At 46.8% G+C, this 21,290-nt stretch carries 24 protein-coding genes; 22 read left to right on the top strand and 2 right to left on the bottom strand.

From position 1 onward, the window contains the following. The 14 genes from MKR94_RS10710 to MKR94_RS10645 form a co-directional block, all read left to right on the top strand. A partial coding sequence (locus tag MKR94_RS10710) for a DUF4055 domain-containing protein (protein WP_241646887.1) occupies positions 1 to 914 on the top strand: 914 nt, incomplete at its 5' end. Between the two features lie 2 nt (positions 915 to 916). Beyond that, positions 917 to 1,966, top strand: a complete 1,050-nt coding sequence (locus MKR94_RS10705; RefSeq protein WP_241646886.1) for a phage head morphogenesis protein — start codon at positions 917 to 919, stop codon at positions 1,964 to 1,966. Positions 1,967 to 2,016: 50 nt separating this feature from the next. Then, positions 2,017 to 2,715: a hypothetical protein gene (locus MKR94_RS10700; protein ID WP_241646885.1), complete on the top strand. Its 699-nt coding sequence runs from the start codon at positions 2,017 to 2,019 to the stop codon at positions 2,713 to 2,715. Between the two features lie 13 nt (positions 2,716 to 2,728). Next, positions 2,729 to 3,751: a hypothetical protein gene (locus tag MKR94_RS10695; protein WP_241646884.1), complete on the top strand. Its 1,023-nt coding sequence runs from the start codon at positions 2,729 to 2,731 to the stop codon at positions 3,749 to 3,751. An 11-nt stretch (positions 3,752 to 3,762) separates the two neighbouring features. Then, positions 3,763 to 3,984 (top strand): hypothetical protein, encoded by a 222-nt coding sequence (locus MKR94_RS10690; protein WP_241646883.1) that lies wholly within the window; start codon positions 3,763 to 3,765, stop codon positions 3,982 to 3,984. Between the two features lie 40 nt (positions 3,985 to 4,024). Next, positions 4,025 to 4,420: a protein singed gene (locus MKR94_RS10685; RefSeq protein WP_241646882.1), complete on the top strand. Its 396-nt coding sequence runs from the start codon at positions 4,025 to 4,027 to the stop codon at positions 4,418 to 4,420. Further along, positions 4,420 to 4,803, top strand: a complete 384-nt coding sequence (locus tag MKR94_RS10680; RefSeq protein WP_241646881.1) for a glutamate 5-kinase — start codon at positions 4,420 to 4,422, stop codon at positions 4,801 to 4,803. Before MKR94_RS10685 ends, MKR94_RS10680 begins: the two co-directional genes overlap by 1 nt. 1 nt (position 4,804) lies before the next feature. Then, a complete protein-coding gene (locus MKR94_RS10675; RefSeq protein WP_241646880.1) occupies positions 4,805 to 5,230 on the top strand; it encodes an HK97 gp10 family phage protein in 426 nt (141 codons plus the stop codon). Then, the gene (locus MKR94_RS10670; RefSeq protein ID WP_241646879.1) at positions 5,227 to 5,619 is read left to right on the top strand and encodes a phage tail terminator-like protein; all 393 of its coding nucleotides are present in this window, start codon (positions 5,227 to 5,229) and stop codon (positions 5,617 to 5,619) included. The genes MKR94_RS10675 and MKR94_RS10670 overlap by 4 nt, the downstream gene beginning before the upstream one ends. A gap of 17 nt (positions 5,620 to 5,636) precedes the next feature. Beyond that, positions 5,637 to 6,806 carry a phage tail tube protein gene (locus MKR94_RS10665; RefSeq protein WP_241646878.1) on the top strand — a complete coding sequence of 390 codons (1,170 nt, stop codon included), beginning with the start codon at positions 5,637 to 5,639 and terminating at the stop codon, positions 6,804 to 6,806. 63 nt (positions 6,807 to 6,869) lie between these two features. After that, complete coding sequence (locus tag MKR94_RS10660) at positions 6,870 to 7,301, top strand: hypothetical protein (protein ID WP_241646877.1); 432 nt, start codon at positions 6,870 to 6,872, stop codon at positions 7,299 to 7,301. A 68-nt stretch (positions 7,302 to 7,369) separates the two neighbouring features. Next, complete coding sequence (locus tag MKR94_RS10655) at positions 7,370 to 7,639, top strand: hypothetical protein (RefSeq protein WP_241646876.1); 270 nt, start codon at positions 7,370 to 7,372, stop codon at positions 7,637 to 7,639. A gap of 69 nt (positions 7,640 to 7,708) precedes the next feature. Continuing rightward, positions 7,709 to 8,230: a hypothetical protein gene (locus MKR94_RS10650; RefSeq protein WP_241646875.1), complete on the top strand. Its 522-nt coding sequence runs from the start codon at positions 7,709 to 7,711 to the stop codon at positions 8,228 to 8,230. 61 nt (positions 8,231 to 8,291) lie between these two features. Further along, complete coding sequence (locus MKR94_RS10645) at positions 8,292 to 11,249, top strand: phage tail length tape measure family protein (RefSeq protein WP_241646874.1); 2,958 nt, start codon at positions 8,292 to 8,294, stop codon at positions 11,247 to 11,249. On the opposite strand, the gene MKR94_RS10640 is transcribed toward MKR94_RS10645, so the two are convergent. Beyond that, the gene (locus tag MKR94_RS10640) at positions 11,250 to 11,477 is read right to left on the bottom strand and encodes a hypothetical protein (RefSeq protein WP_099824133.1); all 228 of its coding nucleotides are present in this window, start codon (positions 11,475 to 11,477) and stop codon (positions 11,250 to 11,252) included. A 55-nt stretch (positions 11,478 to 11,532) separates the two neighbouring features. Between MKR94_RS10640 and MKR94_RS10635 the strand changes: the two genes are divergently transcribed. Genes MKR94_RS10635 through MKR94_RS10610 form a run of 6 tightly spaced genes read left to right on the top strand, consistent with a single transcriptional unit; the run spans position 11,533 to position 18,439 of the window. Beyond that, positions 11,533 to 11,997, top strand: coding sequence for a hypothetical protein (locus MKR94_RS10635; RefSeq protein ID WP_241646873.1), 465 nt, complete (start codon positions 11,533 to 11,535; stop codon positions 11,995 to 11,997). Then, positions 11,994 to 12,476 carry a DUF1833 family protein gene (locus MKR94_RS10630; protein ID WP_241646872.1) on the top strand — a complete coding sequence of 161 codons (483 nt, stop codon included), beginning with the start codon at positions 11,994 to 11,996 and terminating at the stop codon, positions 12,474 to 12,476. The genes MKR94_RS10635 and MKR94_RS10630 overlap by 4 nt, the downstream gene beginning before the upstream one ends. Positions 12,477 to 12,485: 9 nt before the next feature. Further along, complete coding sequence (locus MKR94_RS10625; RefSeq protein WP_241646871.1) at positions 12,486 to 12,866, top strand: nitrite transporter; 381 nt, start codon at positions 12,486 to 12,488, stop codon at positions 12,864 to 12,866. Further along, on the top strand, positions 12,863 to 15,934 hold the full coding sequence (locus MKR94_RS10620; protein ID WP_241646870.1) for a host specificity factor TipJ family phage tail protein: 3,072 nt from the start codon (positions 12,863 to 12,865) through the stop codon (positions 15,932 to 15,934). The genes MKR94_RS10625 and MKR94_RS10620 overlap by 4 nt, the downstream gene beginning before the upstream one ends. Positions 15,935 to 15,985: 51 nt before the next feature. Beyond that, entirely contained in the window at positions 15,986 to 18,169 is a 2,184-nt protein-coding gene (locus tag MKR94_RS10615; protein WP_241646869.1) for a glycoside hydrolase family protein, read from the top strand. Between the two features lie 9 nt (positions 18,170 to 18,178). Further along, on the top strand, positions 18,179 to 18,439 hold the full coding sequence (locus MKR94_RS10610; RefSeq protein WP_241646868.1) for a hypothetical protein: 261 nt from the start codon (positions 18,179 to 18,181) through the stop codon (positions 18,437 to 18,439). A 25-nt stretch (positions 18,440 to 18,464) separates the two neighbouring features. Here MKR94_RS10610 and MKR94_RS10605 read toward each other — a convergent pair whose 3' ends face one another. After that, complete coding sequence (locus MKR94_RS10605) at positions 18,465 to 19,532, bottom strand: acyltransferase family protein (protein WP_241646867.1); 1,068 nt, start codon at positions 19,530 to 19,532, stop codon at positions 18,465 to 18,467. Between the two features lie 73 nt (positions 19,533 to 19,605). On the opposite strand from MKR94_RS10605, the gene MKR94_RS10600 reads away from it, so the two are divergent. Further along, a complete protein-coding gene (locus tag MKR94_RS10600; protein WP_241646866.1) occupies positions 19,606 to 19,953 on the top strand; it encodes a hypothetical protein in 348 nt (115 codons plus the stop codon). 205 nt (positions 19,954 to 20,158) lie between these two features. Further along, complete coding sequence (tgt, locus tag MKR94_RS10595; RefSeq protein WP_099822588.1) at positions 20,159 to 21,283, top strand: tRNA guanosine(34) transglycosylase Tgt; 1,125 nt, start codon at positions 20,159 to 20,161, stop codon at positions 21,281 to 21,283. Positions 21,284 to 21,290 lie beyond the last annotated feature (7 nt).

Genomic DNA, 21,290 nt, shown 5'->3' with positions numbered 1-21,290 from the left:
TCTTTGCTGAGCTTTATCACGTTGATGATGGTGACGAGTTCACATTCGAAACTAAGATGCAATATCGCGCATTGACGCTAGATGATGGTACTTATCGGCACCGTGTTTGGCGTGAAAGCGAAGATGTACCGATTCTCGACACTTACCCGACCGATTACAACGGCAAGACATTCGACCACATCCCGTTTTATTTCTACGGTTCCGAAAATAACGATGCCTGCATTGATAAGTCACCGCTTGAGGACTTGGCAGAGGTAAACATTCTTCACTATGGCAACAGCGCCACGGTAGAGGAGTCTGGATTTATTAGCAGCCAACCGACATTGATTTTCACCACTGACATACAGCCTTCGGAGTTTGAGGAGTGGAACCCAAATGGAATCCAAATCGGTTCGACCAGTGGATACTGCCTTGGCAAGGTAGGCACAGCGCAAATGCTGCAAGCCAGCGAAGGCAATCTATCCCGCACATTGATGCAGGACAAAGAAAACCAGATGCTGATGATTGGTGCTCGTATTGTTCAGCAGTCTGGTCAGAACGAGACAGCCGAAGCGGCGAGGATTCGCTACAGCAGCGACAATAGCGTGCTAGGTACGATTGCTGGTAACGTTTCAGAGGCGATTAAGTCTGCATTGCTCGATGTTCAGCTCTATATGTCCGGCAATCCAACACCTGACGTCATTGTGTTCTGGCTAAATCAAGAGTTCTTTGATGAATCCATGGACTCGCAGATGATTCTCGCGCAGGTTCAACTCTGGCAGCAGGGCATCATTGCCAAGTCCGATATTCGCACCAACTTGCGGCAGGCTGCGATTATTGACGCCGACCGGACAGATGATGAAATCGATACTGAACGGGAAGCGGAACCGCCAGTATCTGGCGCAACCACAGACGCAACCGAAGAGGATGAATAGCCATGAGTGCAGACGGTCATCTTACTGATAGCGCCGTCCGGCATCAGGTTTATGTTCAGCGATTCGGGTCGGGTTTAACTACCAAGGCGGTTAAGTTTGTTCGTAAGGCCATTAACCGCGCTAAAAAGACCGTACAGGGTGGATTGAGCCAATACCAGAGTGCGAGATACCAAAGGCAGATAGAAACGCTCAGTAACGATTTGAGAGCTATCTACGGCGACATGGCAGAGCAGCAGCGCATTGATTACGGTGATTTCGCGCAATACGAGTTCACTTTCAATACTAAACTGCTCGGTCAGGTAGTCAAAGCCTCGGTTAAGCTCGCCGAGCCATCGGTCGAAATGATTGCGGCAGCAGTGCTTACCGACCCTCTTGAATTACTGGTCGGCAAAAGTCGTCAATCAATCAACATTGCTGGCGCACTGGCGCAGTTCGGCACCAAGAAGACGGCAGATATCATCAGTGAAATCGGATTAGGTGCAGCGATGGGTGAGGATTCACGGCAGATAGTGCGCCGCTTAACCTCGCTCGGTGTATCGCATGAAGAACAGGCATCATCGCTAGTCAGTACGCTAACCAACCATGTTTCGGCATCGGCTCGCAATCAAACCTTCAGCGAGAATGACGATATATTGGAAGGCAAGCAGGATATCGCCACACTCGACGGTCGCACTACGGCATTCTGTCGCTCAATCGACCATCGAATCATCCCGCTAGACGGTCCATCACCGCCGTATCACTGGCGCTGTCGAACAACACAGGTGCCTGTACTCAAGGAAGAATATCGCCGAGAGATACCCGGCTCCGTTCGCCCAGCAGTTGGCCCAGATGGCGCGCAACAGGTTAGCAGTAAAACGACCTATGGTGACTGGCTAGCTCGTCAGCCTGTTAGCTTCCAACGAGAAGTATTAGGCGATAAACGTTACCAGTTGTTCAGCAAAGGTGATTTAACGCTGGATAGGTTCGTAGACGGTGAAACCGGTAAGCAATACACCCTCGACCAACTCAAGGAATTAGAGCCGCACGCTTTCGAGCTTGCAGGCCTGAATTAATCCATATCAATCACTGGCAGGGCCAGTAACCATTCATTCAGGAGAATGTAATGCTCAAATATCAGATTACCTCTGAGGAATTCGCACAACTCGAAGAAAGCCAGCAAGGTTTCTATACGCAGAGCGGCGAAGTGTATCAATTGGCTGTAGAAGGTCTGCCTCAAGGTGAGGATGTGACCGGCTTGAAAGCTCAACTCGACACGCTGCTGACCGAAAAGAAAGCAGAGCAAGCCAAGCGCCGACAAGCCGAAGAGGAAAAAGCGCGTGAAGAAGCGGAAAGACTTGCCGCAGAAGGTAATTACAAACAGCTATTCGAGTCTAGCCAATCAGCAACCGCTGAATGGCAGCAAAAATACCAAGCCCTACAGCAACAGGTAGAGCAAAGCAGCATCAATCAGACGGCTATCAAACTGGCAACTGATATTGCTGACGGTGCAAACGCTGAAATCCTCTCAGAGTTCGTTACGCGCCGATTAAAGCTAGTTGATGGGCAGGTGCGAGTCACTGATGCAAGCGGAAACCTAACAGTGAGCACCGTGGACCAGTTAAAGCAAGAGTTCACCAATGACCCGCGATGGTCTGCATTGATTCGCGGCTCACAAGCAAACGGCGGCGGGGCTGCCAACTTCCGTGGGAGTCCTACGAAAGAACCAAAACAAATGACCGCCGAAGAGCGAGCAGAGTTCGCACAGCGTGACCCGCAAGGTTATCAGCGAGCTTTAGCCTCTGGGCAATTTAGCAAATATTGAGGAATAAAATCTTATGGCCCAAGTTTCACTTTTAGAAGTATTTAATCGCCCGGTCATGATGTCCTATATGGACGTTGACCCACTCGTACCATCACCTTTCGTACAATCAGGCGCTTTCGTAGCAGACTCTCGCTTGAGCACGCTACTATCTGGCGGCTCACCGACCTTCGTTGTGCCATATATCGGCGGCATCGACGCAGGATTAGAGCCAAACTACGGGAACACCATCTACACCGATATTGCGATGCCTCGCGATATTGAAGGTGGTTCAATGCAGGGCCGCGTCGCTTACCTTAACGATTCGTTCCGCGAAGCCTCTTTGCAGCGCTACCTGACCCAAGTGAATGCCCTTGAGTTAATTGGTGGGAAGTTAAACCAATTATGGCTTAACTCTGCGGAAAACCGCGCTCGCGCCACTCTAGCCGGTTTACGTAACTACGACCAAGCAAATGGTAAGAAGCTAACCACAGACATCAGTGCGGCGACTGCCACGGCGGCTACAGGCTTCTCTTTCGACGCTTTCGTTGATGTTGAGGCAACCATGCGCCCAGCTAACCGTGGAAATGGCGTAATGGTAGTTCACCCGCAAGTTGCTGCGAAGATTCGTAAGAACAACCAAGCGGAACTACTGCAAACTCAGGCCAATATCCCACCGGTAACCGTGTACAACGGTCGCGCGCTGGTTGAGTCTGAACTGGGTACCAAAATCGGCACAGGTGCAAACGCTAAATACGTTTCACTCTTGGCTGGCGCTGGCGCATTCAGCTACGCACAAACCGCAGGTAACGATGACCTAGAAGTTGAGCGTACCGCATCGACATCAAACGGTGCCGGTGATCGCGTGCTGTGGACTCGCCGCAACATGGTAATCCATCCGCAAGGCTTCAGCTTCATCGCTGCAGAAAATACCTTAACCGGTGGTACCGAGCGTCAATCGCTGTCTGCATCGTGGGGCGACCTGCAAAAAGCAGCCAACTGGGAATTAACCCTCGATCCGCTTGATACCGGATTCCGCTTCCTGATTAGCAACCTGTAAGGAGGTCTGCAATGTCTACGCCAAAGAATCTGGTAACTCCAGACTACAAATACACTTACCCAAGTGAACGCGCTTACGCCGATGAGTCGAAGTCGGCGCTAGGTGCTGAAACAATCTACGACGAAACAAAGTCAGGCGCTGATTACGGCATTACTGACCCACAGGTTACCGTCAAGGTGACTGCTGGCGGTGCTGATAATGGTTCATCTGAAGGTGGCGCCACAGGCGGTTAATCTACTCTAGCCCCAGTAGTGGGGCTGTATTGGAGCTAGCATGGCACAGTACATAACAGTAACCGAAGTGGACACGTTGTTAGGGAGCGAGTGGGCAAGCGACAGCGCAAAGCCGAAAGCAATTCTGATGGCGAATGCTTGGCTGTCGGCGCTGAAACTTCAGGGGATTAACCTTGTAGATATTCCCGATGAAGTGAAGCAGGCTGGCGCTTATGTCGCATCGGTTGCGGCTGCCGGAAACCTGTACACTCAGAAGGAATCAAGCGGCGTTCTGGCTAGTGAATCAGTTAAGGCTGATACGGTAGAGGTAACTGAAACCTACTACACGGGCGGCACGATCAGTGCTGATTCATTACTGGACCCTGACTTGCAACTCGCATTGGCGCTACTCGCTCCTTGGCGTTCGAATCCACTCAAGTTTAGGGTGTATCGCTGATGGGTATTCGTGACAAGGTCCAATCGAAAGTAGCCAAGGCTTTTAATAGCAAGTTATCTGATGCGGTTTTCCCATTCACGGGCAGCTATGTGACAGAAGGTGATTACGACCCTGTTACCGAGCAATCCAATCAGGTCACTCACAATTATACGGGGCGCGGTGTCTTAGGGCAGTACGATGTTAAGCGCATTGATGGCGTCAATATCCTGAGCGGTGACATTAAGCTTACAGCGTTGCAAAACGAGGTGAGTGAGCCGCCTAAGGTTGACCATATCATCACGACGACTGACCTCGTTACGCATACCAGCCAATCATACAAAGTGATTAACGTTGGCAGCGACCCTGCTGAGGCAACTTACTCAGTTCAACTGCGGAGGGCTTAGCATGGCGCAAGGTTGGGATTTTGACCCGTCATCATTTGTCGGATTGGTAGAAAATGACCTCGTTAAGTACACGCGAATCTTAGGGCTCGCAATGCTTCGGGAGATTGTTATTAGGTCGCCAGTTGGCAACCCTGACCTATGGAAAGGTAAGGCGCCACCCGGGTACGTAGGCGGTGCTTTTCGTGCGAATAACCAAGTCAGTATTGGCGAGCCTATTTACACCTACACAGATGAAATAGATAACGATGGTCAATCGACCATAGCCAAAGGTCAGGCTGCGCTTGCAAAAGCCAATCCCTATTCAATCATTTACATTCAAAACAACAGACCGTATGCCGAAAGGCTTGAATCTGGCGACCATTCCAAGCAGGCACCAGAAGGCATTTATGCTGTTTCCTTCCACGGAGTATCACAGGCCTACAAATGACACTCACAGAGATACGTAATGCTGTCATAAAGCGTATGACGGCGCAGGCTGCTATGCCTGCAAGTTCTGTGACTTACCCTAACGACCCGACATTCGACCCTAGCGGAAAATCAATCTGGGCGCGGCTATCTAACTTACCCGGCATGGCTGCGGCTGTCGAGATTGGTGACGGTCCGGTAACGCACCGTAGCGGAATTATCATCATCCAGTTATTCGTTCCGGTCGGCTCCCGCTCGCTGCTCATCACCGAAACAGCCGATAAGTTGCGAGAGTTGTTCGAGTGGCAGGCCGACGGCGCTCTGGATTATTTCGCCGTGTCAGCGGTTGAGGTTGGTGAAACAGATGGTTGGTCACAGTTAAATCTTCAAATCCCTTTCAGGGCTTTATAAATCAATAGGAGGTAGCCGTGTCGAGCGGAGCCAAAGTACAGACGGCTTATTGCCGTGAAACAACACCCGGCACCACGCCAGATAATCCGGCATGGCTGCTACTAAAACGCTCATCCTACGGGGTGAAACCTACGCAAAACATGATCGACAATGACGAGATTGGCGGTACCAGAATGGCACAGGGGAGATCGCCTGGTACTACCGATGTCGGCGGCGATGTCGTTTGCAAATACCGTTACGGCCAGCACGATGACTTCTTAGCATCATGTTTCGGTAATGACTGGGTTGATAACGTCCTGACGATGGGTAACAACCGTATCGCATTCTCAGTGGCCTCATTTGCCTCTGATATCGGCGTGTCGTCAATTGCTACAGGCTGTCAGGTTGGTACTTTCCAGCTTGAGATTCCCAATGATGGCGACCTGCAGGCAACGATTACACTTGCCGGCCTCGGTTGGGAAGATAAGGGCGACGACTCAAGCTATTTCGGAACACCTACGGATGCCGCGGGAAAACTTCGCTATTCATTCAAGCAAGTTACCGCCATTAGCCTAAATGGTGTAACGGGTGGTGACGGCTTCTGCGTTGATACCTTCAACATTCAGTTCGATAACAACCTGCAAACTCAGCGTTGTATCGGTACCGGCACAGGCTTTGCGGGCGCGAATATCCCGACGACCTTCACGCCGTCTGGGCAGATTACGCTGTCGTGGTCGAAGGCTGCTTACCAAGCGTGGAAGAAGACGCTGACTGGCGAGGCTATGCCGTTTAGCTTCACTATCTCCAATGATGAAGGATCGTATACTTTCGATTTTCCATCGGTGCAAGTAGATGGCGATTGGCCTGATGGTGGTAACACTGACATTGTGCAGGTCCAGCTGAACATCACTGGCTCTGATACGCCGCCAACCATTACGCGCAACCCAGCAGCGGTTGCTGTTACTGGGGTGACTGTTACGCCTACGACAGCCTCCGTGGCTGTGGGCGCTACCACAACTCTTTCTGCGGCGGTCACACCGACCACGGCGACTGATAAAACAGTTACCTGGTCTTCAAGTGACACTACTAAGGCGACTGTTAACGCATCCACGGGTGTGGTAACGGGTGTCGCAGCAGGACAGGTGACCATCACTGCCAAGGCAGGAAACGTAACCGCTACATCAACCGTGACAGTCACAGCAGCTTAATAATTTAACCATTTGCCCGTTACGCGCTGCATAGCGGATCGGGCCTTTTTATGCAGAGGTACTATGTTAATTATCAATAAGCGTTTAGACGCAGATGAAACCCGATGGATTGAGCCAGTCAAAGGGCTTAAGTTAAAAGTGGGCAGTGTTGAATCGCACGGGTTCAAGTCTACTAACTCGATTGTTCGCCGACATATTTCAGCGCTCGATGCCTCATTCAATGTTGGCACCAAGGATTTCGACTTATCTACCATTGGTGATGTTGACTCGTTAGATGACTTGCTACTTGAGACTTGTGCCAAGCATTTGCTGATCGATTGGCAGGGTGTCGGTGAGCTGGTTGACGGAAAAGAGGTCGCCATTGATTACACGCCTGAGCATGGTTTGGCTCTGCTCAAGCAAAAACCAGACCTATATTGGGCTATCCTCAAAACCGGTTCTGACATCGCTCAAGGCATCAAAGAGCAGCAAGAAGAATCAGTGGGAAAGTCCTAGCCGCGCAGAAGTGGCTTAGCCGATACTCTGGTCCAGAGGGTGAGCGCAACCGATGGCGAGAGGAGCGTTTGGGATTCAAGCCAGCCGATGAACCTGAGATTGACGAGTTAACAGGTCTTATTCTCTCAGCCTATTCGGTAATCAGCCGTGGTAGGCAATATGCTGGCATGGCAGCCTCACCGCTTCCACTCTCTCTAAATGACATCGACACATATCTCCGTAGTAGACCAGTTCAAATAAACCGAGAGCTATTCGAGCAAGCAATATTTGCACTCGACGATGTTTACCGCGAAGAAGTGATGAAGAGCGATGAAGAGAGCGAAGAGGATGATGATTGATAGTCCTTACTTCCCTTTGCACTTAATTCACATTAGGATTGCTCTTAACTTTACTAATGGGGATTAGGTGTGAAGAAATTTATTACTGCTGCTTTGATGGCTTTGTTTATAACTGGATGCTCTAGTAACTTCGGGTTAAATCCTGAAACGAGTATTGATAATTTTGATGGATCTAAGGTAATCACCTTGCAGCCTCATGGTGCAGATTGCTGCATATCGGTAGGGGCGTTATGGACGAGCAAGTCTCCAGACTATGTTGAGCTTAACTTAGTGACGTATGCTAAATACATGAACTTAGAAACAGCTGAGGTAAAGGCAGATAAAGATGTCATTAACCTTCAGGCATTGGATACTATTACTAAACTAGAGCAAATGTATCCTGAAAGCACGTCCGTGAATATGCCAACATCAACACGGGGGTTTGCAATATCTATTGCCGACCTCCGTAAGTTGCTGGCAGCGAATACATCAATGATTAGAATAACCACGTTATCTGACGGGTCGCTGACAGGCACGTTGAAGGACGGTAATAAATCATCTGCTGCATATTTTGCATTGCAACGCTTTATTAGCCAATTGCCACAAAAGTAACTTTAAACTAAAACTACTAACCTCGCCTCGGCGGGGTTTTTTATTGCCCGGAGAATAGTAAATGGCAGAACAAACCTCACGCCTCGCCGTCATTATCGATAGCTCCGGCGCACAGAAAAACACAGAAACTCTCGCAAGCTCTTTGGCTAAATTAACACAAGCAGGTCAAAAGGCTGCTGATGGTGCTGGAAAGGTCACTAAGGCCACGCAGGACGAATCACAGGCTTTATCTCAGCTACTTGACCGCATCGACCCTGTTAACGCCGCGCTAAATAAACTTGACCAGCAACAGCAGCAATTAGCGAAATTTAAATCAAAAGGATTTCTCGATACTGACACCTTTGACGCTTACAGTAAAAAAATTGACGACGCTCGTTCCCGTCTGGGGCAGATGTCAGAACAATTAGTTAAAACAGGTCAATCATCTAAGCAAGCAGCGTGGGCGATGCGAATGATACCCGCACAGATGACCGATATAGTTGTCGGATTATCCAGCGGCCAATCACCATTTACAGTGCTTATGCAACAAGGCGGACAGTTAAAGGATATGTTCGGCGGTATCGGGCCAGCAATTAAAGGTGTTGGCGGCTATGTGGCTGGGCTGATAAACCCATTCACTCTTGGCGCGGCGGCAGTTGGGGTATTAGGGCTGGCATATTATCAAGGACAGCAAGAACAAGAGGCCTTCCAGCAAAGCCTTATCCTAACCGGTAATCAGGTTGGCAAAACAGCCGGTCAGCTATCGGATATGGCTAGGAATGTTAGCCTTGCTACTGGTTCGACTCAAGGCGCTGCGGCTGACGTTCTCAATCAATTGGTATCGGCTGGGAGTATCGCGGGTGATTCACTGCAAAAAGTCGCTGGCTCTATCGTTAATATGAGCAGTGTTACAGGTCAGGCAACCACTCAGATGGTGTCCGACTTCGAGTCCATTGCAGAAAACCCAGTACAGGCGATTAGTAAGCTAAATGACCAGTACCATTTCCTCACCCTTGCGACATACAATCAAATTAAAGCATTGTCTGACGAAGGCAATCAGCAGGATGCGGCGCGATTAGCCACAGACACTTATGCGAACGCTGTAAATAGCAGGGCGAAAGATATAGGTAATAACTTAAATGCTTTAGGCCAAACTTGGTCATTTGTAGCGAAACAGGCATTAGGTGCGTGGGATGCGATGCAAGGAATTGGAAGAAAAGAAACCATCCAAGACCAAATAAGTAAGGTTCAGTCTGAAATAAACGATCTATCAAATCCAACCGTAAGCATTCGCTTTATGGCGGGAGCAGACGCGAAAAGATTATATGCGCTAAAAAGACAGCTTTCGATATTGCAAGGACAGGCCACTACAGAAAACACTCTTAACGATATTATTTCCAAGCATGACCAACAGCAGCAAGACGGTATAAAAGCACAGCAATTCATCAATAATCTACAAGACCAATCCTTAAATAATGCCCAGAGAAGAACGAAAGAGCAAAATCAATTAACTGAGGCGCTCAAGAAAACTAGAGCGGCGGGTATAAGTATCAGTGCGTCCGAGGAAGCCACTCTCAGGCAGAACATTGATGACAAGTACAAAGACCCAGCTCAGCCTAAAGAAAGAAAAGGCCGCCAACCAAAAGCCTATACCGAAGACGCCGGGACTCGATTGATAGACCAGATTAATCAGCAAAGCGCAGCCATGACCTTACAACTGAATACTACGGACAAGTTGTCAGCTATCACTCAGCAGAGAGTTAAATTTGAGCGGCAAATTGCTGATATTCAGGCGCGAGTTGCAAAAAATCTGCCGATCACCAATGACCAGCAATCACTACTCGATAATCAGAAAAAGATTGAGCAAGCCTACAAGACGCAAGAGACACTCCAGAATCAAGTCACTACTCTAGACGACTACCGCAAGATGATGATTGATATATCATCAAAGGAAGTTAAACAGAATGACACGCTGCAAAAACGCTTAACTATCCTACAAAAGATGGTAGACCTAAAAAAACTATCACCTGAGGATGCTGCCAAACAGGCGAGCGACCTCATTAGTAAATCTGCGTTACCTGATTCAGTTATTTCTGGCGTTAACTCAGCTGGTGGCACCCTCAAGTCCGGGGCAACAAATAGTGATCTCACTGGACAAGGCTTAAACATGATTGGCCTACAGTCTAACCCGCAGTTAGAAACCATCAACAAGCTACGACAAGCGCAGACTGACTATGCCAAGTGGCTTAATGACCAAGAGAAGGCCATCAATCAAAGCTCCACGATGAATGAGCAGCAAAGGCAAGCTTCGCTATTAGATCTTCACACCAAAGGCGCAGACAACCAGAAGGCAATTAGCACAGCTCTATACGCTACAGAGTTCGCTTCAGCACAAACATCTTTCTCAAGTATTACAGATTCAATGGGATTAATGTTTGGGCAGCAATCAGCCGCTTACAAGGTCGCATTCGCCACTCAAAAAGCCTTTGCAATCGCTCAAGCTAGTTTACAACTACCTATGGCTATGGGTCAGGCAATGGCTAACTTACCGTTCCCGCAAAACTTAGCTGCTATCGCCTCAGTTGTTGGCTTGATGAGCACTATCACATCGAGCATTACCAGCGTAGCTGCTACCGGATTCCAATCAGGAGGCTATACAGGTAATGGCGGAGTTGGCGCACCGGCTGGCATCGTCCACGGTCAGGAGTTCGTGATGGATGCGGGCGCCACCCGGCGTATTGGTGTCAGTAACCTTGAGGCGATACGCAAAAATGGCCTTGATGCTACGTTGTCACGCTCAGGATTCGGTACTGGTGCTAAAAACGTTAATAACAGCAATCAATCTAGTACGACTAATCATTTTTCAATACAGCAAACATTTACAGGAAAGCCAGATGATTCAACGTTGCTAGCTATTAACTCAAGCAATCAAAGAATGGCTAAAGAGATAGAGAACAAACTAACCAAGGAAATTATTAATCCCCAAGGTCAGTTTGGTAGGTCACTAAAGGGTTATTACTCTAGGAGCTATAGAGAGTAATTAAGACTTATTGAGCTCTGCTTCAATTTCATCCGCAGCTCTGCGCAGAAATTCTATAGCTCTTTTCTTAATTTCAAGGTCTAACTCGGTACGGGAATCGATGAAACTTTCTAAGTAAATGCTTATCTCGGCGTTATTTGAACCAGATTCATCTTCGCTATCTTCATAAATCCTAATTCCGTAATCTCCACCGCCTCGCAATGGGTTGTGATTTGTACTGATGTCCATAGCCTCTCCTTAATGATGGTGAGGTTCAATAATATATTTAATTAAGGTAAATGTAATGGCAGATATATTTTACCCTCACCAATACCTGCCACTACCTCAGCAGGATGGGTATGGATTCCAGCCGATAAGCCCATTAAAAAGAACTGATCTAACATCTGGGCGAGCTAGGCAGCGCAGGAAATACACCTCAACACCCACGCAGGCATCTGTGAAGTGGCTATTCACTACCGACCCGCAGGCGCAGGTGTTTGAGGCGTGGTATCGCGATGCCTTACTCGACGGTGCTAACTGGTTCTACATGCGGCTGCAGACTCCGATAGGTACCAAAGATTACAAGTGCCGGTTTATCGATATTTATCAAGGTCCGACACTTGTAGCGCCGATTTATTGGCAGTTTACGGCGACACTTGAACTATGGGAGCGACCGTTACCGCCTGTCGATTGGGGTAATTATCCAGAGTTACTCATTGGTTCAGATATTATCGACATCGCTATTAACAGGGAGTGGCCACAAGCATGACTGTGTTAAATCGGCTTTATGCTTCATCTGGGCCTGAGGTGATTATCAACACCCTACAGATTGACGTCGGTAACGAAGTTTTCCTGTTGTGCGAAGGATACGAAGATATCACAGCGACCACCGAAGCGGGGGAGAGTGTGACCTTTACCGCTTGTGCGATGGATATTGCTCTGCCAGCGCGTAATACTGATGGTACCCAAGACCTTAAATTTGCACTGAGCAATATCGATGGCTTGGTATCAACGACTATCCGCAATGCGTTGAACTCAATCAGCCGCGCCACGGTGACTTATCGGCAATATATCTCTACTGATTTAAGCGCACCTTCATCAATTCCTTACACCATGGCGATTAAGTCAGGGCAATGGACATCGTTACAGGTGCAAATCACAGCGGGGTATATGAACTGGTTAGACAGTGCATGGCCTCGTTACCGCTACACGCTACCTAATCACCCCGGACTGCGTTACCTGCAATAAGGACAATTCATGTTTAATCCCGACAAGTACCTAACTGTCAAATGGCAGATGGGGGGGAGAGTATTTCCGATTCTAGACTGCTACGGCTTGGTTCATGAGGTGAGGAAAGATTTAGGTCTGCCACATTGGCCGCTATTTGAATCAGTCATCAAGGAAGGCAAGCGCATGGGTGAGTTCTGTGATGAATTCAAGCGTGATATTACGCCATGCCAGCCGCAACCAGGCGCAGTAGCGGCGTGTTATTCCGGCGGTTTAATTAGCCACTTAGGTGTTGTCGTTCCTATTAATGGCGAGCTTCAAGTCGCTGAGTCAAATCCAAAGCGCAATATCACCTTTATGCCACTATCACGCTTTACTTGGCGATTTCAGAAAGTGGAGTATTACACGTGACAATACGAATTTACCCATCGAGATTGCCGGGTGAGCCACTCGAAACCCATCATCATAAGTCGCTTACTATCCATCAATGGATGAGTGAAAATGTGACCGGGTATCGATTCGGCGAAAAGCAGAGAGTGAGCTTTGAAGTTGCAGGTAAGCACATTGCCGAAAGTGAGTGGAAAGATACCAAAGTTCATCCGCAAGATGATGTTAGCGTTTACCCCATTCCCTATGCAGATCCCGCCACTTGGGCGGTCATAGCAATTGTTGTCTCGATAGCCTCTGCCGCCTACTCGATTTATATGATGACGCAGATGAAGGGCATGGGAAGCACATCAACTGGCGACCAGTTAGACCTAAATCCTGCTAAGGCCAACTCAGCAAAACTTGGTGATCCGATTAGAGAAATCTTCGGGAAGTACCGTGTTTATCCTGATTATCTTGTGCAGCCGGTTAGTCGCTTTGATGGTTCAGACCGTCAAATTTACCGCACGCAGATGTTCCTAAGTCTAGGTGTCGGTAATCTGCAAATCAGCCAAAGCGATATTAAGATTGGCAACACACCAGTTTCCAGTTTTGGGGATGATGTGTCTTATGTCATTTATCCACCAGGCGCAGATATCAGCGGAGAGTCTCGTGCTGATAATTGGTACAACTCGACTGAAGTGGGCGGAACAACATCAGGGACGGCGGGGCTTGATTTAGCCTCCACTGGACCGAGTAGTGTCAGCATCAACTCAGATGCGGTAGTTTTTTCTGGTAACAACATCACACTGGTAGGCGAAACATCTGATGATGACGATGATACCAATGACGGCAGCAGTGTTCCAGATAGCTGGAAAGTCGGTGCAGATATCAATGTCGAGGCTCCTGATACGTTCACCGCAGCAACCGAAGGGGGGCGCTCTGTAATTTATGGTGATTTCACAGAACTTGCACCTTATGTCGGCATGCCTATTACGGCAGTATGGAATGACTACTCGTATGACATTTATATCTCTTCATTCAATAAAGGCTCGGCAGCGATTCCCGGTCAAGGTGGTAATGCGGCGAGCATAACGGCTAACGCCGCGCCGACGACTTATGATTTTAGCTCGCAAGCAGTATCGTTCACGATAACGTGGATAGGAGTGAGTTACGTGATTAGCCTTACGGCTAACTACGTTACGATGCAGGGATTGGCCGATGAAATTACCGACCAGTTAACCGGCTCGGGTCTTTTTGCTTCAGGTGACAATACACTGCTCTCAATCAAAGAGAAAAATAGCCCATATAGCGGAAACAGTATCGGCCATACGGTGCTTCCTTCTTCGCTATTCGGTAGTGCTCCGGTGATTGTTGCAGGCGTTGCATCATCGGGCGGCACACCAGAGGTTCTACCGTCAATCACTCTCGCTTATGACAGTGCAACAGGTACACCATTCAGCGGCGTCCCGGTTGGGGTAATTCGCTTATCACTTGGCGCGCAAGGTAATCAGTACCGCATCACTGCAATAGATGGCCTGACTATCTCTGTTGAGCGACTTATCTCTAGTAGTGACGGCGACTCTTCGGAAATTGATACCAACTGGCCTGGATTCACTGAGCGCACCTTGCTTGATTCGAATGTCACAGGGGATAACGACGACTATAACTGGATGGGACCTTTCCTTTGTTGCCCTGACGGTGAAACGACTTCCATGGTAGAGATGAATTTCGTCTTTACCAGTGGATTAGCTCACCTTAACAAGAAAGGGAAGAAGAAGTGGAAAACTGTCGAGCTTGCCATTCAGTACCGGTTATCAGGGGGCGACTGGACGGAGGTAAGAAAGTCCTACGGCGGCAAAACGCTGAATGAGATTGGCTACACAGAGGTGTTTAATTTACCGACTAAAGGCCAGTACGAATTTCGAGTAAGGAGGATTACTGAGGTAGACAGTTCCGACCGCGATTCGATTCAGTGGCAAGCCATGCGCGCTAAGTTAACCGCGCGGCCCAATAGCTATGCAGATATTACCACGATGGCGGTGACTGTTCGTACCGGAACTAGGCTTGCTGCACAGTCTGACCGACGGATCAACGTGGTGGCCACACGACTTTACGACGGGTATCCGTCAAGAAGTATCAGCGGGGCACTTAACCACTTACTATCAACGACTGACGCACAGGTTGATACTGCCGCGATTAACGCGCTTGAGGCAAGTTACTGGACGCCGCGCAAAGAGACGTTCGATTATTCTGCCGACAGTGACAGCAGCTCGATGCTCGATATCTTACAGAAGATAGCGACTGCGGGAATGGGGTATTTTCATCTTAGTGATGGGTTGGCAACGGTAGGGCGAGAAGGGGTAAAAAACTGGAGTGGCGTTATCACACCACAGGAAACTACCGAGGAGTTAACTACCGCATTCAAAGCACCATCATCGGATGATTATGACGGCGTTGATGTGACGTACATCAACTCTACAACGTGGGCTGAGGAAACAGTGCAGTGCCGGACCTCGGATAATCCTACACCCAATAAAGTCGAGAGTTACAAGCTTGATGGTGTGGTGACTGAGGACAGGGCATATCGTATTGGGATGCGCCGCTTGATGAAATACATCTATCAGCGCTGTACCTATTCGACCTCCACTGAACTCGACGCGCTGTGTTATCGCTACGGTGACAGGGTGGTGGTGACCGACGATATCCCCGGTAGTAATACGATTAGTTGCTTAGTAGTCGGAATGCAATATACCGATTCACTGGTGACGATTGAGACACCAGAACGGCTTGACTGGTCCTTTACTAACCCGAGGGTGTTGTTCCGGCTGCAAGATGGCAGTGCAACGGGGCTACTCACGCCAACACGCGTTGATGATTTCACCTTCACTGTACCGAATAGCGCTAACCTATCACCAGAATTATGGGAAATGGATTCAGGCTCAATCGAACCGCCTCGGGTGATGTTCTGTAGCTCTGAGAGCGCAGGATACGACACGTTAATCTCTGAGATATCTCCAGACGCGGACGGTACCTGCCAAGTCACTGCTCTCAGTTACGACCCGAAATTCTACCAACACGATGATGATACCTACCCCGGTAACGTCAGCTAACTAATCCCATCAACCCGCTACGGCGGGTTTTTTCATATATGAGGCCTGTTGATGGCAAACTTTAATACTGGAAATCCTCTCGGGTCTACAGACCCACGCGACTTACTTGATAATGCCACCATCGCCGACCACTACGTTGATGATACGGATAGTGAGAGTTGGCCTGACCGGTTTGGTCGTCCGCGCAGAACGTGGCATGGCATTGAAATGGATTCATCACGGCAACTATCTAGCCAAGAAGATAGATTCCAGAAGTTTCTACTCAGTTCTGGATATGTGATTTTATCTGACTATATTAATGGCCCTATTACCTTCACAGCGCGCAACCAAATCACTGCGTACAATGGTGAGTTTTATCGTCCAAAAGCTAGCGTCTTTCTTCCCTACACAACCACTGGAAACACTGATTCTACATGGGAAGCAGATAAAGATAATTTTGTTTCTGTAGGTGATGCGGCTTTAAGGGGGGAGTTGGCCTCTAGCGATGTTACTCTCGGTGGTAATTTAGTTGCTTATCATGGCTCAGGAAGTAGCATTAGCGAAGAAGTTGATAAAATACAGTATTTAAAAGAAGTCCCTAAAATTTATTATGGGACATTTTTTGAGAACGGTTCGAATGTAATAAATATGTTTACTTCCCCTAATGGGATATCGATGTCTGACCCTATAAGAATTGAGAGCACTTCTGGAATAGATTACCAAGGTGTAGACCCAAGTGTTATTTATTATAAGGGTTCATGGTTTATTTCAGTAACCGCTTCATCTGCTAGCGATGGTATAGATTTCATTATATTTAGAAGCGAAGACTTGGTTACTTGGGATAGGCACAATATAGTTTTAAATAATGGCTCAGCTATATGCAGTAATTCTGCATCTTGGGATACCGGAACTATCGCAGCTTCAAAATTATGGGCCCCAGAATTTAGTTTCGATCCAGTAAGTGGAAGCCTCTATCTAACTATCAGCATCCTTCTAGGTGTGGATTCGTCGGTAACCACATCCACGGCAAACTATTTCGGGACATATATTTGTAAACTAACAGATTTAGATAGCTTAAAATTCTCTGTTCCCACCCGTTTAAATACAGTTGATAATACTGGCACAACGAATGGATGGTCACGGATTGATGCCAACATTCAATATGATTCAGTAAATAGTAGGTACATACAGGTTGTTAAGCGTGAAAACTATAGCATTATTGATACTTTCGAATGCTCCACCATCGATGGGACCTATACGTACCTTGGGACTATTGACGCATTAAAAACATCTCCAGGAACAGCTTCAAGTGGCTACTACGTTTATAGCGGTATTGAAGGTTGCTTCCCATTCTTAATGCGAGATAATGCCACTTGGGTTGTAGGATTTGATCAGAATGGTACAACTGATGGTATTTTATATGTAACCACAACTGACTTTAAGACGTTCTCTGCAATGTCTCCTTTGCGAATGCCAAAAATGAGGCACGGTACAATAGTAAGGGGAGACTTAACCTTAGACCAAAAAGGCGTGAATGATTTATATAAGGCTCAGCTCAATGGTAGTGGTTACCTGCCGGTTAAAAGGAGTCGCCTTAACTTTGTTCAAATAAAATCTAATATAGCTATTATACCTAGAGCTGATACTGTTTACTGGGCAAGTTCAACTTTCACTGTAACGCTTATTACCCCTAGTGCTACTGATATCCCTAAGAATTTTTATTTCTGTACTCGTAGTAATGATAGGAGTGTATATCTACGCGTAACAGGTGCAATTGTACCTGGTAATTTTGATATTGGCTGGGGAATTAATAATAATAAAGTCATTGAATTTTTCTTCGAGTCTCTCAGTTCTGTTTACCGGTCCACTGAAACTGTAACCTCTCCATACACTGGAACAAATCTGGTAACGGATGCTGGAAGTACAGCGATCAATCAAAGCTCTATTTCTTGGGTACCTAGAAACGGTCGCACTTACATAGTTAACTCAACGGTTGGTGCTGCGACTATTTACCAATTACCAGATATGCCAATTGGCACATATTTTAATGTGGTGATTCAGAACTCAAGTACCTCTTTCGCTGGACTGACGCTCAAAGCTAATGGTTCTTCTAATCACATGGGGAACCCGTCTGATTATGTCTATTATGGGGGGAATGTAGCTAGAGGCGGTTTCGATAGCGTGTTGATTAGAATAGAGAAAGGCTCAGACCTATGGTTCGCAACATCACCCGGCAAAGGCATAACTTCAAGCTAAGGATAAAAAATGTCGTTCACAATATCATCAACAAAATCAGTAAATCAGGTTGACCCAGATAGCGGTGTGATTGTAGGTACCGATACAGTTACAACCGAATTAACTGTAAAAGTGGTAAACGTTACAATATCGCAAGATTTATCGGCATCAGCAGGATATAAAACATCTTATGGAGATAGTGAAAGCGAAGTTATTTATTTCAACTTTACTTATCAAGGTGGGGAAGTAATAACAGAGGCTGAAACTGAACTAAAAAAACTATTAGGGTAAATAACAGGGGCTTACGCCCCTGAATTCAACCAACAGACATGTTTGTCAGAATCTCAGATTTTCTGTTTGAAAAGTACTTTATTATTTTAGCTATCCTACTTTCTATGAGTAAGTAAATAGCGTAACCAATCAAAAGAGATAGAGAGATTAGTATTAGGCCGTAGACCTCATGGGGTAGTTTCGAAAGTATAGGGATGTGTTTAGATACTGAATTTATTGCACCCATTATCAATCGATGAAAAAGGTAGGTTGAATAAGAAGATATAGCTAAAGTGTATACTAAGCTTTTCTTAACCTTTAAATTCCTAAGTAAATCAAGAGCAAATATGAAAAACACTGGTAGGAATACTAAATTTATAATCTTATTTTTTGCGTAAATATCAATTAAAAGGGAACACAGGAGTATAGCTGCCTTTAAATTCCTATTGATATTAATACCCTTTGTATAAACCGGTTCCATCAAAATACCGATAAGAAAGAAAATAGTAATATTGTTTGAAAAAAAGTAAATTAAGGTATCATGCTTCATTTCCTTCACAAGCCCAACTAGAACCAGAATTAAAATAGAAGAAAAAATTAAAGCTAGTCCGCGCGTTTTATTTAGCGCTAAGCCTACCGTAAAAATTGTGTAAAACAACATCTCAAAACACAAGGTCCAACCTACACCTAGCACTGGTACCAGGGAATCAGATTCTTTTAAGTAGTAAGATGGTAAGAATAACATCGAGTACAGAACATCTTTCATAGCAATCTGCGTAGAAGAAAACCATGATGGATTAACAAAGAAAGCTATGGCAGTGATTGCCGTAGCCAGGTAATACATTGGAACGACTCGTATCAAGCGTTTTTTTAAAAAATCTAAGCTCATACCTCTTCCAAAGTCGTTACCATGCATACTAAACATAAGTATGCCACTTATCATGAAGAATACCTCAACCCCTATGGTTCCTAGTTGATCTGAGTATTCGGCAAAAAAGCTTAAGTTGGGTGTGGATATTTTACTAGCAAAAGAATGGCTATGGCACAGAACTACAAGGAAACAAGCCAATGCTCTTAGGCATGTTATTCCACTAATATCTTTTTTCTGGTTCAAAGGGATACGCCTCTAGGAATGTTCTGATGAAATTGTAAGATATTTTTGTATAATCGATCAATAAAAGTAATTAATGGAAAAGTTTTGTAAAATGGCCTTCCCATCCCCCGCAATAGACTACGTTGAAGCACGACTTACTCCCAATTCACTTATGAATGTCACTCAATCCTCGATCGTCATTCCAACCGATGAGGGATATGCTGTGGCCGAACCGGGCTATAAAGTGAAAAAAGGCAGAACTGTTTTGCTCGACGTGAACGGCAAGCTGATGTTTGCCGAAGTAGGGGATGGAGTTTTCAAAACTAACGATGGCATTATCGAGGGTGATGCTCTTGATGATGCCAAAGTGTTAGGTGTAGTGACATTTATGGTGAAGGAGATAGCGAGAGGGGAAGGTGAGGATTGCCGGCTTGATGGATAGGGAAATCTTTGTGATTGTGGTAGCATCCTTCGCTTAGATTTTAGGTGTGTCAATTTTGTGTCAAACGAGAGACACAAATCGGCACAAAAATGCAAAAATCTGCAAAGGCGATTTAGAGTAGGCTGGCTAAGTCGCGGGATTAACGGGGTTTTTACTTCGTATTTATTTGCATCTAATCAGACTGTTTCTCTGATGGAGAAGTTTTGTGAAATTTGAATATATTAAGCGCGATGGTCGCGCGCGCCGCGGTCGCTTAGTGTTTGATCGCGGAGTCGTTGAAACACCTGCCTTTATGCCCGTTGGCACCTATGGCACCGTAAAAGGGATGACCCCCGAAGAAGTGAAAGAGACCGGCGCACAAATCTTGCTCGGGAACACTTTCCACCTCTGGTTACGCCCAGGTCAAGAGATCATGAAATTGCATGGCGATTTGCATGATTTTATGCAGTGGCAAGGCCCTATCTTAACCGACTCTGGTGGATTCCAAGTATTCAGCTTGGGAGACATCCGTAAAATTACCGAAAAAGGTGTTCATTTCCGGAATCCTATCAACGGTGATCCCATTTTCCTCGATCCTGAAAAATCGATGGAGATCCAACATGATCTCGGCTCGGACATCGTAATGATTTTCGACGAATGTACGCCTTACCCGGCGGATTGGGATTATGCCAAACGTTCGATGGAGATGTCCTTACGCTGGGCGCAGCGTAGCCGTGACCGCTTTGATGAGCTAGGCAATAAGAATGCGCTATTCGGTATTGTACAGGGTGGTGTTTACGAAGATTTACGTGATATCTCCGTTAAAGGACTGGTAGAGATTGGTTTTGATGGGTACGCTGTCGGCGGCCTGGCAGTTGGGGAACCTAAAGCCGATATGCATCGTATTCTTGAGCATGTCTGCCCGCAGTTACCTGAAGAGAAACCTCGCTATTTAATGGGGGTGGGGAAACCCGAAGATTTAGTGGAAGGCGTCCGTCGTGGCATCGATATGTTCGATTGTGTGATGCCGACACGAAACGCGCGTAACGGGCACTTATTTGTGACCGACGGTGTAGTAAAAATCCGTAATGCTAAGCATAAAAGTGATACCTCACCGTTAGACGCTGAATGTGATTGTTACACCTGTAAGCACTACACTCGTGCCTACCTGTATCATTTAGACCGTTGTAATGAGATCTTAGGCGCGCGGCTCAATACCATCCATAACTTACGCTATTATCAGCGTTTAATGGCAGGATTACGCCAAGCGATTGAAGACGATCGGTTAGAAGAATTCGTTGCTGACTTTTATACGAAGATTGGCAAAGAAGTGCCAGCTTTACCATTTTGATTTTAAT

Source organism: Rosenbergiella metrosideri, from assembly GCF_022602565.1.
In the GTDB taxonomy this organism is placed as follows: Bacteria; Pseudomonadota; Gammaproteobacteria; order Enterobacterales; family Enterobacteriaceae; genus Rosenbergiella; species Rosenbergiella metrosideri.
Note: the sequence above shows the minus strand (reverse complement) of the source record. Positions and strands in the feature narration are given on the sequence as shown.

Bases quoted from the DNA above. Each gene is read 5' to 3' on its own strand.
- MKR94_RS10635 (WP_241646873.1), top strand. From the start codon at position 11,533: ATGGCAGATATATTTTACCCTCACCAATACCTGCCACTACCTCAGCAG.
- MKR94_RS10705 (WP_241646886.1), top strand. From the start codon at position 917: ATGAGTGCAGACGGTCATCTTACTGATAGCGCCGTCCGGCATCAGGTT.
- MKR94_RS10610 (WP_241646868.1), top strand. From the start codon at position 18,179: ATGTCGTTCACAATATCATCAACAAAATCAGTAAATCAGGTTGACCCA.
- MKR94_RS10660 (WP_241646877.1), top strand. From the start codon at position 6,870: ATGTTAATTATCAATAAGCGTTTAGACGCAGATGAAACCCGATGGATT.
- MKR94_RS10700 (WP_241646885.1), top strand. From the start codon at position 2,017: ATGCTCAAATATCAGATTACCTCTGAGGAATTCGCACAACTCGAAGAA.
- MKR94_RS10640 (WP_099824133.1), bottom strand. From the start codon at position 11,477: ATGGACATCAGTACAAATCACAACCCATTGCGAGGCGGTGGAGATTAC.
- MKR94_RS10675 (WP_241646880.1), top strand. From the start codon at position 4,805: ATGGCGCAAGGTTGGGATTTTGACCCGTCATCATTTGTCGGATTGGTA.
- MKR94_RS10690 (WP_241646883.1), top strand. From the start codon at position 3,763: ATGTCTACGCCAAAGAATCTGGTAACTCCAGACTACAAATACACTTAC.
- MKR94_RS10680 (WP_241646881.1), top strand. From the start codon at position 4,420: ATGGGTATTCGTGACAAGGTCCAATCGAAAGTAGCCAAGGCTTTTAAT.
- MKR94_RS10615 (WP_241646869.1), top strand. From the start codon at position 15,986: ATGGCAAACTTTAATACTGGAAATCCTCTCGGGTCTACAGACCCACGC.
- MKR94_RS10670 (WP_241646879.1), top strand. From the start codon at position 5,227: ATGACACTCACAGAGATACGTAATGCTGTCATAAAGCGTATGACGGCG.
- MKR94_RS10625 (WP_241646871.1), top strand. From the start codon at position 12,486: ATGTTTAATCCCGACAAGTACCTAACTGTCAAATGGCAGATGGGGGGG.
- MKR94_RS10630 (WP_241646872.1), top strand. From the start codon at position 11,994: ATGACTGTGTTAAATCGGCTTTATGCTTCATCTGGGCCTGAGGTGATT.
- MKR94_RS10645 (WP_241646874.1), top strand. From the start codon at position 8,292: ATGGCAGAACAAACCTCACGCCTCGCCGTCATTATCGATAGCTCCGGC.
- MKR94_RS10685 (WP_241646882.1), top strand. From the start codon at position 4,025: ATGGCACAGTACATAACAGTAACCGAAGTGGACACGTTGTTAGGGAGC.
- MKR94_RS10600 (WP_241646866.1), top strand. From the start codon at position 19,606: ATGGAAAAGTTTTGTAAAATGGCCTTCCCATCCCCCGCAATAGACTAC.
- MKR94_RS10695 (WP_241646884.1), top strand. From the start codon at position 2,729: ATGGCCCAAGTTTCACTTTTAGAAGTATTTAATCGCCCGGTCATGATG.